This is a genomic window from Aquirufa sp., from assembly GCF_964796385.1.
The window spans coordinates 1-15,416 of the sequence record NZ_CBAUBA010000007.1 but is presented as its reverse complement, the minus strand read 5'-3'; the positions used below and the strand labels follow the sequence as shown (position 1 = coordinate 15,416).

Sequence of the window (15,416 nt, the reverse complement as noted above, 5' to 3'; positions counted from 1 at the left end):
GCTTGGATCAAAAAAATCAGTTTTTTTTGAGTTTTGCCAAAAAGTCCCGTTAAAATACTATTTATTGACTAAAATTAATACTATTTTTGTCCTTAGATTTAGTATTTAAACACCTAGTAAATGAACATAGCAATCGACGTAATGGGCGGGGATTATGCCCCCGAAACAATAGTTGATGGGATTCTTTTAGCGATTTCAAATTTAGCCCCGGAAGCAGTTATTCTTGCGGTTGGCCCAACGGATATACTAAATACATTATTGGCTGAACGCGGATATGCGGGCGGTCAGATTCGTATTATTCACGCGGATCAAGTTATTGAAATGGGAGAACATCCCACCCGAGCATTAGCACAAAAGCCCAATTCCAGCATCGGAATTGGGTTTGCGCTTTTAAAGGAGGGCAAAGCCGATATTTTCGCATCGGCAGGAAATACGGGTGCCATGATGGTAGGCTCCTTATTCTCTGTCAAAACAATCGAAGGAATTCAGCGTCCTGCTATTGCCGGATTTATCCCACAGACGGATGGCACACATTCGGTGATGTTGGATATTGGGGCGAATGCCGACTGCAAACCTGAAATGCTCGCTCAGTGGGCGGTATTAGGTTCAGCTTACGCAGCGGCCACACGCGGAATTGAAAGTCCACGCGTCGGATTATTGAATATAGGCGAGGAAGAGCAAAAAGGTTCCACGTTGACGCAAGCGACCTATGCTTTACTGAAGGCAAACGAAAAATTAAATTTTGTTGGTAATTTAGAGGGGAAAGATATTTTCCGCGGGAAAGCAGATGTGATTGTCACGGATGGTTTTACCGGTAATATTGTCCTTAAAATGGGTGAATCCATTTACAACATCATGAAAGAAGAGGGCATGATGAACGAATTTGTGGATCGTACTAATTACGAGAATTACGGAGGAAGCCCTATTATTGGCATCAATGGAAATGTTATTATTGCCCATGGGGCTTCAAGTCCAAAGGCCATTATGAACATGATTAAATTATGCCAAAACATAGTAAAATCGAATGTTTGCCAAAAAATTAAGGCAGCCGTCGAAAACAACTAATACGATATGTCAAATAAAATAAGCGCAGCCATAACGGGCGTAGCCGGATACGTCCCTGATTATGTGCTAACGAATGAAGAGTTAGAAAAGTTAGTAGATACAAATGACGAGTGGATTACCTCCCGCACAGGAATTAAAGAGCGTCGCATCTTAAAAGGTGAAGGACAAGGGACTTCTGTCATGGGAGCCAAAGCGGTAGAAGAATTACTTCGGAAAACGAATTCAACTCCTGAGCAAATTGATTTATTGATTTGCGCAACGGTAACTCCGGACTACTTATTTCCGTCGGCATCCAATCTGATTTGTAAGTCGGTAGGCATCAACGAAACAGCATCTTTCGATTTAGCAGCAGCATGTTCTGGATTCTTAAATGCACTAGCTGTTGGCTCTGCATTCATCGAAGCTGGCCGTTACAAAAAGGTCATTGTCGTTGGCGCAGATAAAATGTCGGCCATCGTTGATTACACTGACCGCACCACGTGTATTCTTTTTGGTGATGGTGCAGCCGCAGTGCTATTGGAGCCCAATACAGAAGGTTTAGGCGTTCAAGATTTCATCTTGAAATCTGATGGTGAAGGCTGTGAAAGTTTAATGCAAAAAGGTGGCGGTAGCGCTTACCCTCCAACGCATGAGACTGTTGAGCAAAAACTACATTACATCCGTCAGGAAGGACAAGCTGTTTATAAATTTGCGGTGACCCGCATGGCGAATGTTTCCGCGGAGATAATGGAGCGCAATGACTTAGTGGGCGATGACATTCGGTTTTTGGTGCCACATCAGGCCAACAAACGGATCATTGATGCCACGGCGAGTCGGATGGGCATCGGTGAGGAGAAGGTTATGTTGAATATCCAAAAATATGGCAATACGACCGCGGCGACGATTCCATTATGTTTATGGGATTATGAAAGTCAATTAAAAAAAGGAGATAAATTAATTTTGGCGGCCTTTGGTGGCGGCTTTACGTGGGGTTCCGCTTACATAACGTGGGCATACGATCCAAAATAATCAACAAAACACAATGGCAACTACAGCAGATATTAAAAATGGCATGGTGATCAAGTACAATGACGATTTGTTTTCGATCATTGAATTTCTTCATGTAAAACCAGGAAAAGGTCCGGCATTTGTTCGGACTAAATTACGCTCATTGAGCTCTGGAAAAGTATTAGATAACACCTTTAACTCAGGTGTGGCTATCTATCCGGTGCGCGTTGAGCGCAGAAAATTCCAATTTATTTACAAAGACGAATACGGCTATAACTTTATGGACCAAGAGTCTTTTGAGCAAATCCTCCTAAATGAAAATCTATGCGTCATGGCCGATTTGATGAAAGAGGGTCAAGAAGTTGAGATTTTGATTAATACGGAAAATGATTCCGCACTTTCTTGCGAATTGCCTCCATTTGTTGAATTGAAAGTTACGTATACGGAACCAGGCGTACGCGGAGATACGGCGAACTCGCCTAAAAAACCAGCTACAGTGGAGACAGGGGCAACAATTACGGTTCCTATCTTTATTGAGCAAGATGAATTAATCAAAGTAGATACAAGAACTTATTCATACGCGGAGCGCGTCAAATAATTTTATATACATTTGTCAAAGTAAAAACGGTCACCTATTAATAAACCGAAATGGATACGAAAGAAATACAACGATTGTTAGATTACATCGCAAAATCTCCCTTAGCGGAAGTGAGCATTGAAACTGAGGGTTTAAAAGTTTCAGTGAAAAAAAATAGCGCGGTTGCTCCAGTAGTAACAGTTGCTGCTACTCCAGCTCCAGTAGCTGCAGCACCGGCGGCGGCGGCACCAGTTGCTCCAGTGGCGGCGCCGGTTGCCGACAACCTTTTTACAGTCAAATCCCCAATGATAGGCACATTCTATCGTGCAGCTGGTCCAGATAAAGGTAATTTTGTGGAAGTTGGCACAGAAATCGCACCCGGAAAAACCTTGTGCATGATTGAAGCAATGAAGTTATTCAACGAAATTGATTCAGAGATTTCTGGAAAAATCGTGCAAATTTTAGTGGAAAATGCAAGCCCAGTGGAGTTTGACCAACCATTATTCGTAGTAGAAAAAGCTTAATTATGAGCCTGCCGCATACCCCGTTTGGATTAAGTATGCACACAGACAAATCAAATTATATGTTTAAAAAAATACTCATTGCAAATCGAGGTGAGATCGCGTTACGCATCATTCGTACCTGCAAAGAAATGGGCATCAAGACAGTTGCTGTTTTTTCAACTGCTGACCGTGAAAGTTTACATGTTCGTTTTGCCGACGAGGCCGTGTGTATCGGACCTCCTCCAAGTCGTGATTCGTACCTCAGCATTCCAGCCTTAATTTCTGCGGCTGAAGTGACTGGCGCAGATGCTATTCACCCAGGCTATGGTTTCCTATCTGAAAATGCAGAATTTTCGCGCATTTGTTCCGAGCATAGCATCAAGTTTATTGGCGCTTCCGCGGAAATGATCAACCAAATGGGCGACAAAGCCACGGCAAAGAATACGATGAAGAAAGCGGGTGTACCAGTCATTCCTGGTTCAGATGGCTTATTGGACACCGTTGAAGAAGCCATTGAACTAGCGAAAACAATTGTTTACCCAGTCATCATTAAGGCCACAGCCGGTGGTGGTGGACGTGGAATGCGTATTATTCGCGAAGAATCTGAATTTCGTAAATTATGGGACGATGCCAAAATGGAAGCAGCAGCGGCATTTGGTAACGACGGTATGTACATGGAGAAATTCGTGGAAGAGCCACGTCACATCGAAATCCAGGTGGTAGGTGATAAATTTGGAAAAGTATGTCACCTCTCCGAGCGTGATTGTTCCATCCAGCGTCGTCACCAAAAATTATGTGAAGAAACACCTTCTCCTGCTTTAACAGATGAATTACGTACTAAAATGGGAAATGCGGCCATCGCAGGCGCAAGCGCAATTGGCTACGAAGGCGCAGGTACCATCGAATTTTTAGTGGATAAACACGGTGATTTCTACTTCATGGAAATGAATACCCGTATCCAAGTGGAGCACCCAATTACGGAAGAAGTAACCGATTTCGATTTGATAAAGGAGCAAATTAAAGTAGCTGCTGGGATTCCGATTTCAGGACAAAATTACTTCCCGAAATTATATGCGTTAGAGTGCCGGATTAATGCAGAAGATCCAGCCAATGGATTCCGCCCTTCTCCAGGTAAAATCACAAATTTACATCTTCCTGGTGGTCATGGGGTACGTATAGACTCGCACGTATATTCAGGCTACACTATTCCACCCAACTACGACTCCATGATTGCGAAAGTGATCGTGAGTGGTCAAAGTCGGGAAGAAGTGTTGCTTCGTATGAAGCGTGCTTTACAAGAATTTGTAATTGAAGGAGTAAAAACAACAATTCCATTCCACATTAAGCTGATGGATGACCCTGGTTTTAAATCAGGTAAGTTCACGACGGCATTCATGGATACCTTCGATATGAGTGGTATCTAGTGTTTAAAAGCACTTTTGAAGAAGGAGGCCTCGGTCTCCTTTTTTTATTCACAAATAATTTGGAATCAGGCTTGGATATTAGTTCTTGAATTTCTAAATTTGCACTCCCATTTTTCGATTGAATGCCCGTTTGAAAGATAAAATAGGTCATAATCAAATCCTTAAGGCAAATTCCGTGGTCTTGGTGGAAATGATTCAACAGTTAAACATTAATACTAGTGGATACTTTAAGTTACAAAACGATCTCTGCCAATAAAGCCACGGTTCAAAAGGACTGGGTGGTAGTAGATGCAGAAAACCAAATTTTAGGACGTCTTTGCTCAGAAATCGCGAAAATCATTCGTGGTAAGCACAAGGCTTCGTATACGCCTCACGTAGATTGTGGTGATCAAGTAATTGTCATCAATGCAGAGAAAATTCGTTTGACAGGTAAGAAAATGACTGACAAGGTTTACATCCGTCACACGGGGTATCCAGGTGGTCAGCGTTTTGCAACACCACGCGAGGTTTTAGTTAAAAACCCAAGAGGCGTTGTTGAAGCAGCTGTAAAAGGTATGTTACCTAAGAATCGTTTAGGACGTTCTTTGTTCAATAACTTATTTGTGTACGCAGGATCAGCGCATCCACATGCAGCACAGCAACCTAAAGAAATCAAGTTTTAACGGACATTTAAAATGGCAGAAATAACAAGTAAAATCGGTAGAAGAAAGACGGCAGTAGCGCGTATTTCGATGACACCAGGTAAAGGCCAAATGAAAATTAATGGCCGGACATTAACGGATTACTTCCCTTCTGAGATTCTTCAGATTGTGGTAAACCAACCGTTCGCATTAACGAACACGGTCGGTTCTTTTGACATTACAGCCAAAATTGATGGCGGTGGTATCAAAGGTCAGGCTGAAGCGCTTCGTATGGCGATTTCACGTGCACTTCAAACGCAAGATGCTGAATTACGTTCTCCTTTGAAAAAAGAAGGATTCTTAACGCGTGACCCTCGTATGGTTGAGCGTAAGAAACCAGGACGTGCGAAAGCTCGTAAGAGATTCCAATTCTCTAAGCGTTAAAAAGAGTTCGTGGGAAAGGCTTGTCTGTTGCCGATGCCTTTTCCACATTTTTATTTTTCACATTCTTAAACAACCAAAATGGCACAATTAAGCTACAACGACTTGCTTGACGCAGGCGTTCACTTCGGTCACTTGACACGTAAGTGGGATCCAAAAATGGCTCCATACATCTTTATGGAGAAAAATGGTATCCACATCATTGATCTTAACAAAACTATTTCTAGCCTTGAAGAAGCATCTGCAGCAATGCGTGCTATCGTACGTTCTGGTCGTAAGATCATGTTCGTTGCGACGAAGAAACAAGCGCAAGAAATCGTAACAACAGAGGCAGATAAATTAAAGATGCCATACGTAACTGACCGTTGGTTAGGTGGTATGTTGACAAACTTCGCGACTGTACGTAAGTCAATCAAGAAAATGTCAAGCATCGACAAGATGTTAAAAGACGAAGTTATCGTGAAAACTCTTGCGAAACGCGAGCGTTTAATGATGACGCGTGAAGAGGAAAAATTGAAGCGTGTGTTAGGTGGTATCACCGAATTGACACGTCTACCAGCGGCATTGTTCGTGATTGACGTGAAGCGTGAGCACATCGCTGTATCGGAAGCAAAGAAATTGGGTATCCCAGTTTTCGCTATGTGTGATACAAACTCTAATCCTGAATTAGTTGACTACCCAATCCCAGCGAATGATGATGCGTACAAATCGATCGCAGTGATCGTAAAATCCATCAGCCAAGCGATTGAAGAAGGTTTATCTGAGCGTAAGCAAGATAAAGACGACGCGCGCATCGCAGAAGAGGAAGAAGCAAAACGTTTATTAGACGCAGATGCACAAGAAGCAGCTAAGGTAGCTGCCAAATATGAAAAAGAAGCAGAACAAGAATAACTAATATTCCAATTATGTCAATTACAGCCGCAGACGTTAATAAATTACGCCAAATGACTGGCGCCGGAATGATGGATTGCAAGAAAGCTTTGATAGAAGCCAATGGCGACTTCGAAACAGCCGTAGATATCCTTCGCAAAGCAGGTCAAAAAGTAGCCGCGAAACGTGCCGACAATCAAACGAATGAAGGTGTTGTTTTAATCGCGATGAACGCTGACCATTCAAACGGTAAATTAATCGCCCTTGCATGTGAGACTGAGCCAGTTTCAAAAGTAGATGCTTTCAACGATTTAGCTAAAAATATCTTAGATGCTGCTGTGAAATCTCACGCTCCATCTGCACATGATTTATTAGCTGAGCCTTTAGCTGATGGCCGTTCTATAGAAGGACACATCATCGACCTAACTGGTAAAATTGGTGAAAAAATCACGTTAGCAGCTTACGAAAATATCTCAGCTGAAAAAGTAGTTTCTTACATTCACTCCAACAATAAAATCGGTGTTTTAGTAGCATTCGAAAATGTTCAAGGTGCCGATGTTCAAGAAGTAGGTAAAGATATCGCGATGCAAATCACGGCTATGAAGCCAGTTGCTTTGGACAAAGACGGCGTTGATGCTGAAACAATCGAACGCGAAATCGAGATTGGAAAAGATCAAGCACGTCAAGAAGGAAAGCCAGAGGCTATGTTGGAGAAAATCGCTGTAGGTAAATTAGAGAAGTTCTATAAAGAACAAACTTTATTGAACCAACAGTTCGTAAAAGATTCATCTATTACGATCCGTCAATATGTAGAATCAACGCAAAAAGGTCTTACGATCGCGTCATTCAAACGTATCGCTTTGGTATAATTCAGCCAACAATAAAATCAAAAGACCAGCCGAAATGCTGGTCTTTTTTTTGTGTAAAAAATCAATCAGATGCCGCAAATCTCGTTTGAAAAAATGACATACATTTTCTAAATTGTGACCAAATTACGTTTAGTCAAAATCAGCGCGCATGAGCCATATAGTCATTTTGGGAGGAGGAGAAAGTGGCGTTGGCGCGGCATTACTAGCCCAATCAAAAGGCTTTAGCGTTTTTCTTTCCGACCAAGGAAAACTAAAAGAACATTACCAAGATCAATTACGCAGTCAAGCCATTCCTTTCGAATCCGAAAAGCATACCGTATCCGAAATTTTAAAAGCGGACGAAATTATCATCAGCCCGGGAATAACCGAAAAAAGCGAACTCGTACAAACAATCAAAAAACAAGGAATACCACTCGTTTCTGAAATTGAATTCGCCGCGCGTTACACAAAAGCAAAATTGATCGCCATCACCGGAAGCAACGGCAAAACAACCACAACCCTACTCACCTACCACTTGCTCAAAGAGGCCGGATTCAACGTAGGATTAGCAGGTAATATTGGTCAAAGTTTTGCCAAACAAGTAATGGAAGATTCCTTCGACTATTATGTACTCGAAATATCCAGCTTTCAACTAGATCGCTGCTTTGATTTCAAACCGGATGTGGCTGTACTCATCAACATCACGCCTGATCACCTCGATCGCTACGACTATAAATTCGAAAATTACATTCACTCCAAATTTCGAATCTTCCAAAATGCGAACACGCAAACCGCGTGTATCTATTGGGGAGACGACGAAGTGATCCAACAATACAAGGAATTAATTCCTGCAGCAGTAGCGCACCAGCGGGTCATTCATTTTGATAAATCGTCTGGCGCAGCAAATATCACGGATGATGCGATTCAGTTTGCGTTTGGCAAGATTGTACGAGCCACTGCCCCGATTCAAGGACCACATAATGCCATCAACATGGCCGCTGCAGTTTTAGCAGCTACCGAAGCTGGCGTAGCTTGGTCGGATATTCAAGCAAATCTAGGATCGTTTCAAAATGCACCACATAGATTAGAACCTTGCGGCAATTGGCATGGAATTCAATTCATCAATGACTCGAAAGCAACCAATGTGGACGCTGTATTCTATGCGCTAAATTCATTTAAAAAGAAATTAATTTTGATCATTGGTGGCGTAGATAAAGGCAACGAATATGACGTCCTAAACGATTTAGTCAAGTCAAAAGTGAAAGGTATGATTTGCCTTGGGACAGATAATGCTAAATTAATGGCACATTTTGGCGACCGAGTACCTCAGATCATGTCGACAGATTCATTGGAAACTGCCGTGTCAACGAGTATGCAATGGGGCGAATCAGGCGATATCGTACTCCTTTCTCCTGCATGCGCTAGTTTTGATTTATTTAAAAATTACGAAGACCGCGGGGATCAATTTAAGGCGACCGTTAACCGATTAACTCATGGAAGCTAGAATAACCAATTTTATCAAAACCCGCTTAGCAGGCGACTACCAAATTTGGTTCATCGTTTTTTTGCTCAATATTTTTGGACTACTCATTCAATTTTCTGCCAAAGGAAAAATGTTCATGGGCGGCCCTATGGTCCCCATTTTAAACATTGGGAAATCAATATTTTTATTAGCTGGTTCCTTTGCCTTAATGTCCTGGATATCGCGCCAAAACTATTTGAAAGTCGCTAAGTACAGTAATATCTTCCTGATTTTCTCTTGGATTCTTATCCTAATTGCCTTCTTTTTCGGCGAAAACAAAGGTGGGGCGAGCCGATGGATCGACCTCGGATTTATCAGTTTTATGCCCTCAGACATGGCTAAACTTTGCTTAACCATGAGTTTAGCTAAGATATTTTCAACCCGACAGGCTGATCAAAGTTCCTATAACATCGGCGTAATCACCGTTATTTTAATCCAAATAGGTATCACTTGCTTTTTGGTTATGCTATCCAATTTCTCTACGGCAATCCTAATTTTCTTAACCAGTATTGTTCTTATGATCTTTGGCCGCGTACCCTTTAAATCCATATTCCTTATCATGGGCATCGTCGGATTTATCGCAGGCTCCGTTGTTACACTCGGTATCGGACAGCGCGCTGCCACCGTAAAAGCACGTTTGGCAACGTATGCACAAAGGACATTATCTAACTCAAATGGCCTTAAAAACCTAGAGGATAAAGATGAAAACTACCAACTAAAACGAAGCTGGTACGCCATCGCAACGGGCGCGCTTATTCCTAAAGGCCCCGGAAATAGTCAATACAGATTCATCTTATCACAAGCAGAATCGGATTTCGTTTACGCCATTATTTTAGAGGAATATGGGCTCATTATGGGCTTGGCCATTCCACTCCTATTTTTGTGGTTTATGTGGCGAGGCTCCTCCGTTATTCGCTATAGCGGTAAACCCCTAGGTGGTCTACTATCAGCGGGTTTGACATTTTCCATTGTGATTCAAGCCTTCATTAATATGCTTGTGGCCGTGGGTGCTGGACCGGTAACGGGCCAACCGATGCCCATGATTTCTGCGGGAGGCACGTCACTTTTATTTACAGCCATTAGTATTGGCTTAATTTTATCCATCAGCCGCGACAAGGAAATGGAAACAAAAGACCTTAAATCCGTTATTTAGTGGGCATCAAACGAATCATCATTTCTGGAGGCGGAACCGGTGGACATATATATCCTGCAATCGCCATCGCAACGGCACTTAAAGACCAAGACCCCTCCCTCGATTTTCTATTCGTGGGTGCCGAAGGCAAAATGGAAATGGAAAAAGTTCCCAAAGCAGGTTTCAATATTCAAGGTTTACCGATCGTTGGCATCAACCGCCAGCACATGGCTAAAAACCTATTGTTTCCCTTTAAGCTGATTCAAAGCTTGCTCAAAGCATTTCAAATTATTGCCGAATTCAAACCGGATGTGGCCATCGGTGTGGGCGGTTATGCCTCTGGACCCATGTTAATTGCCGCTTGGATCAAAGGAATTCCCTTTTACATTCAAGAACAAAATTCGTTCGCAGGCATCACCAATAAAGCACTAAGCAGCAAAGCCAAACATATTTTTGTCGCCTACCCCGGTATGGAAAAATTCTTCGGAAAAGATAAAATGACACTCTCCGGAAATCCAGTCCGCAAAGACCTTATCGACCTGGCTGGGAAAAAAGAAAAAGGCACTTCGTTTTTTGGACTAGATCCGAAGAAAAAAACGATCCTGGTCATCGGCGGAAGTCAAGGCGCACGAAGTATCAATCTGGCCATCCAGCAAGGATTAGCTGAGGTTGCGGAAGCAGATGTCCAACTAATTTGGCAAACAGGGGTGTCCTTCGAAAATGAGGCAAAAAAGACCTCCGGGGCTACTAAAGGACTCAAAAGCTATGTTTCGGCATTTATTTATGAGATGGATTTAGCGTATGCAACGGCAGACCTAGTTGTTTCTCGCGCAGGAGCACTCAGTGTTTCCGAAATTTGTTTGGCAGGCAAACCAAGTATTTTGGTTCCTTTCCCAAATGCCTCCGAAGATCATCAAACTGAAAATGCAAAAAGTCTGGTTACCAATGGAGCAGCACGTTTAGTCGTAGATAAAGACGCACAAGCTGATTTGGTTCCTACCGTATTAAAGACATTGAAAAATACAGAAGTATTAACGGAACTGGGACTACAAAGCTTAGCCATGGGTAAACCATACGCAGCCACAGAAATCGCCCAAGCCATCTTAAACGAAATGAACGCATGCGCATAAACGTTTCCATGGCCGACTTAAAACAAGTCTACTTTCTAGGCATCGGAGGTATCGGGATGTCGGCCATCGCCCGCTGGTTCTTGCACAATGGATATCCGGTTGCTGGATATGATAAAACCGAAAGCCCGCTAACGCGCACGCTATCAAGCGAAGGAATGGTCATTCACTATGAAGATTCTGTAGACCTGATTCCCGTAATCTGCCTAACTGAACCTGATTCATGTTTATTTATTTATACTCCGGCAATCCCAGCCAACCACATTGAAAAGAATTATTTGTTGGCCGCCAACATCCCCTTATGGAAACGTTCCCAAATTTTGGGTTGGATCACGGAACAAATGCCAACGCTTGCTGTCGCAGGTACGCATGGAAAAACTACTACGTCATCGTTATTGACCCACTTATTGGTTCATGCAAAGCAAAATGTAACGGCATTTCTAGGTGGCATTACCCAAAATTATGGAACAAATTTCATTCCAAATCAAGGACGTGAAAACATGGTTTGCGTGGTAGAAGCGGACGAATATGATCGCTCATTTTTGACATTGCATCCTACGGCTGCGGTCGTAACATCGACGGATGCAGATCATTTAGACATTTACGGTGGGGCTGAACAGGTACTAGAATCGTTCCAATTATTTGTCGACCAAATCAAACCGGGTGGATTCTTTATCCAAAAATCAGGTTTGACACTCGTTTCTGATGAAAAAGATTACACCTTTGGCATTAATCAAGGGGATTATCAAGCAACAAATATTCGCATTGAAAACCACCGCATGGTGTTTGACATGCTTTACCTAGGTGGTCAAATAACGGATATTCCAATGCGCATTCCTGGCTTTCATAACATAGAAAATACGTTGGCAGCAAGTGCCTTAGCCATGCATCACGGCGTGGGTCCGGCAGATATAAAAGCAGGAATTGCGTCCTTTAAAGGTGTGAAGCGTCGCTTTGAATACCATGTGGAAACGGAAGAGCATGTAATGATTGATGATTATGCGCATCATCCTACAGAAATTAGTGCTTGTCTAACTTCAGTCAAAGCCTTATATCCAGATGAAAAAATTGTTGCTGTTTTCCAGCCACATCTATTTTCGAGGACGCGTGATTTTTTAGAAGATTTTGGCAAGAGCTTGGCAATTGCTGATGAAATATTTTTGTTGGATATCTATCCAGCACGCGAATTACCAATTCCCGGAATTACATCTGAATTGCTTTTAAGTAAAATCCCAATGGAAAAAAAGTGTGTCATTGGCAAAGAAGACTTTATTCGGCGGATGCAAGCGGAAAAACCTCGATTATTAATCACGATGGGAGCAGGAGATATCGACTTGCTTTTGAATGATTGTAAATTGGCCTTAACTTCGTAGCATGAGTCCCTCCACAAAATTTAAAATACAGCGTTTAAAAAAGATCCTGAGTATCGTCATACTCATGGGATTAGCGATTGCCACTGTCATCTATGAGGAGATTAGCTATAATGATGTTACCTGCACTGGAATTGTAGTTAAGTTAGACTCAGAAAATGAAAAACCCTTATTAGGCAAGCAAGATATTAACTTGATGGTTACCAATCAGGGGAGTGACTATTTCTTAAATAAGCCCTTGAATGAGATATCGTTGCATCTCTTAGAGCAACGTGTCAAGCGGATCCCGCTGGTAAAATCGTGTGAAGCGCATTATGATTTTAGTGGGAAAATAACTATTTCAGTTAAGGAATATAGCCCTATTGCCCGTATTTTGCGTTTTACAACGGGCGCTTCGAATTTACGAGATCAGTATGTCACGCAAGAAGGCCGACTAATCGCAACGAGTGATTTGTTCACCCCACGAATTTTGGTTGTTTCAGGCCCATTCTTTAAGGATAGTCGGCGCGACCTACGAGACGAACGCGGAAAAACACTTTTACCATTTTTTGAATTCATACATCAAGATGAATTTTGGAAAGCTCAAATCGCACAAGTTATTGTTGCCGAAGATGGCGGCATTATCATGGTGCCGACCATGGGAAAAACATATATCGACTTCGGTTTGCCGATACACATCGAGACAAAATTCAAAAAGCTAGCTTTATTTTATAAGAAAATCATCCCAAATAAAGGTTGGGATACCTACTCATGGGTACATCTAAAATATAAGAATCAGGTAATTTGTGATTATTAGTCATTTTAGGTAATTTCAAAACTAAATCGCCTTTTGGGGGCGTGTTCATTCTACAATACATTATATTTTATGCGGAACGATTTGATCATTGGACTCGATATTGGTAGTTCATTTATAAAGGCTGTAGCAGGCAAGCAAAATGCACAAGGTTTATTAGAGATTGTTGCGACAGGAAAAGCTACTACGACAGGCTTTATTTTACATGGTGAAATCGTCAATATCAATAAAACTTCAGCCGCTATATCTGAGGCAATTAATCAAATCGCGGTAGCACTTCCCGGGAAGACTAAAGAGTATTATTTCTCATCCAACTTGTCTGGCAGTCATATCAATGTAAGTCCTTATACGATTACGAAACAACGTAAAAACACATCCGATCCGGTAACTGTAAAGGAGATTTTAGAGATTACGGAGGAGGCAAAAAAATCAATTTCGGAGAAGAATCCGTGTGTATTACACACATTACCGATCGGTTTTGTCGTGGGTTCTTTGCCTGAAACTTTGGATCCTATTGGCCAAGTGGGCGCACGACTGCAAGGAGATTTTATGGTGATTACCGCACGTCAAGATAAATTCGATTTATTCCGAAAAACCTTAGCATCTGCTGAGTCTGATCACATTAAAGGGGGTAATTTATATTTTAGTCCATTAGCAAGTTCTAGTTCCGTTTTAAGTGCAGAGGAAAAGCAGCAAGGGGTTGTATTAGTGGATATCGGCAGTGGAACGACTGAAATAAGTATTTTTCAAAATAAGCGATTGAAGCACGCCACCGTTTTAAACTGGGGTGGAGATCGCATAACTGAAGATATTAAAGTGGCTCTTGATGTGACCTTAGAACATGCAGAAGCACTCAAGGTTAATTTCGGTTCTGCCTTACAAAAATTAATTGAGATCAATGAAGTTGTCATGATTCCAGGCATGGCGGGACGTAAACCGACGCCTGTTTCAGTACGGAATTTGGCGATAATTATTGAGGAGCGCATGAAGGAATTAGCAGCAATTATTGTTGCTGAAATTCAAAAAACAACGAATATCACCCCATTACGTGGCGGTATCGTCCTTTGCGGCGGCGGTGCAACCTTACCATATATCGATGAATTATTCCAAAAAGTGACGGAGCTTGAGACGCGTGTCGGCATACCTAATGCCACCGCCTCAGACGAAATCAAGGACCCATCTTACGCTACGTCGGTAGGTCTTGTCCAAGTTTATTTTGACCAACTTGAAAATTCAGATGATTCAGCGCCTGAGACAAGTTCTCAGTCTGAGTATAGCACAGTAAATGGGAATTCATCGAAGCAAAAACCACCATCAATTAAATCGATTTTTGGTAGACTAGTGGAATCGCTTGTTGGCAGTGATGAAGAAGGCGGAGAATATTAGTCCTTTTTTCGCCACGGTTTTTTCTTGCCTCCTTTGTTGAAACCTCCACCTGAAAAAGCAGGCTTTTTTGTCTCTGGGGAATAATCTGGAACAGGGCCAAATTCTTCTGGAACCGGTGATTTGGTTACTTCTTTTTCCAATAAGCGTTCAATCGCGGCGAATTTCCGTTGCTCAGCTTCTGTAATTAATGTGTAGGCAGTACCTTTTGTCTGCGCGCGGGCTGTTCGACCAATCCGGTGAATGTAATCTTCCCCGTCGTTCGGTACATCATAATTCACGACTAATTCTATTTCATCGATATCAATACCCCGGCTCAATATATCCGTTGCCACCAAAATCTTGGTCTTCTTATTCCTAAAATCTTGCAATACTTGCTCGCGTACTTCTTGCTCCAAATCCGAATGAATTTCCTCAACCGAGAACCGTGCACGCTTTAAGTCGGCCGTCAACGATTTTACATTCTGCTTGCGAGAACAAAAAACAATCACACGGGTATAATCTTGGCGTTTCAATAAATGTTTCACCAAAGGACTTTTTTGATTTTCATACACCACAAAGGCTTCTTGAACAATGGCCTCTGGGGGTTTTGAAACTGCGATATTTACTTCGACAGGATTTTGCATCAACTTACGAGCGAGGTCGCGCATTTTGGGCGGCATGGTCGCTGAAAACAACAGATTTTGACGCACCTTGGGTAAATGTCCCGTAATTTTCATTAGGTCATCGTGAAAGCCCATGTCCAACATCCGGT

At 42.2% G+C, this 15,416-nt stretch carries 16 protein-coding genes; 15 read left to right on the top strand and 1 reads right to left on the bottom strand.

The annotated features are described in order from the left end of the window. Positions 1-120: 120 nt before the first annotated feature. The 15 genes from plsX (at position 121) to ftsA (ending at position 14,665) form a co-directional block, all read left to right on the top strand. On the top strand, positions 121-1,065 hold the full coding sequence (gene plsX / locus AC1W6K_RS03820) for a phosphate acyltransferase PlsX (protein ID WP_481946499.1): 945 nt from the start codon (positions 121-123) through the stop codon (positions 1,063-1,065). A gap of 6 nt (positions 1,066-1,071) precedes the next feature. Beyond that, positions 1,072-2,073, top strand: coding sequence for a beta-ketoacyl-ACP synthase III (locus tag AC1W6K_RS03815; RefSeq protein ID WP_481946498.1), 1,002 nt, complete (start codon positions 1,072-1,074; stop codon positions 2,071-2,073). Positions 2,074-2,086: 13 nt separating this feature from the next. Further along, a complete protein-coding gene (efp, locus tag AC1W6K_RS03810) occupies positions 2,087-2,650 on the top strand; it encodes an elongation factor P (protein WP_395784786.1) in 564 nt (187 codons plus the stop codon). A 50-nt stretch (positions 2,651-2,700) separates the two neighbouring features. Then, positions 2,701-3,153 (top strand): acetyl-CoA carboxylase biotin carboxyl carrier protein, encoded by a 453-nt coding sequence (accB, locus tag AC1W6K_RS03805; protein WP_481946497.1) that lies wholly within the window; start codon positions 2,701-2,703, stop codon positions 3,151-3,153. Between the two features lie 59 nt (positions 3,154-3,212). Then, entirely contained in the window at positions 3,213-4,556 is a 1,344-nt protein-coding gene (gene accC, locus AC1W6K_RS03800) for an acetyl-CoA carboxylase biotin carboxylase subunit (RefSeq protein ID WP_481946496.1), read from the top strand. Positions 4,557-4,774: 218 nt separating this feature from the next. Beyond that, the gene (gene rplM, locus AC1W6K_RS03795; protein WP_395784789.1) at positions 4,775-5,218 is read left to right on the top strand and encodes a 50S ribosomal protein L13; all 444 of its coding nucleotides are present in this window, start codon (positions 4,775-4,777) and stop codon (positions 5,216-5,218) included. Positions 5,219-5,230: 12 nt separating this feature from the next. After that, positions 5,231-5,620: a 30S ribosomal protein S9 gene (gene rpsI / locus AC1W6K_RS03790; protein WP_481722177.1), complete on the top strand. Its 390-nt coding sequence runs from the start codon at positions 5,231-5,233 to the stop codon at positions 5,618-5,620. A 78-nt stretch (positions 5,621-5,698) separates the two neighbouring features. Then, a complete protein-coding gene (rpsB, locus tag AC1W6K_RS03785) occupies positions 5,699-6,508 on the top strand; it encodes a 30S ribosomal protein S2 (RefSeq protein ID WP_395784791.1) in 810 nt (269 codons plus the stop codon). 14 nt (positions 6,509-6,522) lie between these two features. Further along, the gene (gene tsf / locus AC1W6K_RS03780) at positions 6,523-7,356 is read left to right on the top strand and encodes a translation elongation factor Ts (protein WP_481946495.1); all 834 of its coding nucleotides are present in this window, start codon (positions 6,523-6,525) and stop codon (positions 7,354-7,356) included. A 148-nt stretch (positions 7,357-7,504) separates the two neighbouring features. Beyond that, positions 7,505-8,839 carry a UDP-N-acetylmuramoyl-L-alanine--D-glutamate ligase gene (murD, locus tag AC1W6K_RS03775; protein WP_481946494.1) on the top strand — a complete coding sequence of 445 codons (1,335 nt, stop codon included), beginning with the start codon at positions 7,505-7,507 and terminating at the stop codon, positions 8,837-8,839. Next, positions 8,829-10,010 carry an FtsW/RodA/SpoVE family cell cycle protein gene (locus tag AC1W6K_RS03770; protein WP_481722184.1) on the top strand — a complete coding sequence of 394 codons (1,182 nt, stop codon included), beginning with the start codon at positions 8,829-8,831 and terminating at the stop codon, positions 10,008-10,010. The genes murD and AC1W6K_RS03770 overlap by 11 nt, the downstream gene beginning before the upstream one ends. Then, positions 10,010-11,119, top strand: coding sequence for an undecaprenyldiphospho-muramoylpentapeptide beta-N-acetylglucosaminyltransferase (murG, locus tag AC1W6K_RS03765; protein ID WP_481946493.1), 1,110 nt, complete (start codon positions 10,010-10,012; stop codon positions 11,117-11,119). Before AC1W6K_RS03770 ends, murG begins: the two co-directional genes overlap by 1 nt. After that, on the top strand, positions 11,110-12,489 hold the full coding sequence (gene murC, locus AC1W6K_RS03760) for a UDP-N-acetylmuramate--L-alanine ligase (protein WP_481946492.1): 1,380 nt from the start codon (positions 11,110-11,112) through the stop codon (positions 12,487-12,489). Before murG ends, murC begins: the two co-directional genes overlap by 10 nt. Before the next feature lies 1 nt (position 12,490). Continuing rightward, the gene (locus AC1W6K_RS03755; protein ID WP_481946491.1) at positions 12,491-13,282 is read left to right on the top strand and encodes a cell division protein FtsQ/DivIB; all 792 of its coding nucleotides are present in this window, start codon (positions 12,491-12,493) and stop codon (positions 13,280-13,282) included. Positions 13,283-13,351: 69 nt separating this feature from the next. Next, complete coding sequence (gene ftsA / locus AC1W6K_RS03750) at positions 13,352-14,665, top strand: cell division protein FtsA (protein ID WP_481946490.1); 1,314 nt, start codon at positions 13,352-13,354, stop codon at positions 14,663-14,665. Here the strand turns inward: ftsA and AC1W6K_RS03745 are convergent. Then, the coding region (locus AC1W6K_RS03745; protein WP_481946489.1) for a helicase-related protein at positions 14,662-15,416 on the bottom strand (755 nt) is incomplete at its 5' end. The two genes, ftsA and AC1W6K_RS03745, sit on opposite strands and share 4 nt — an antisense overlap.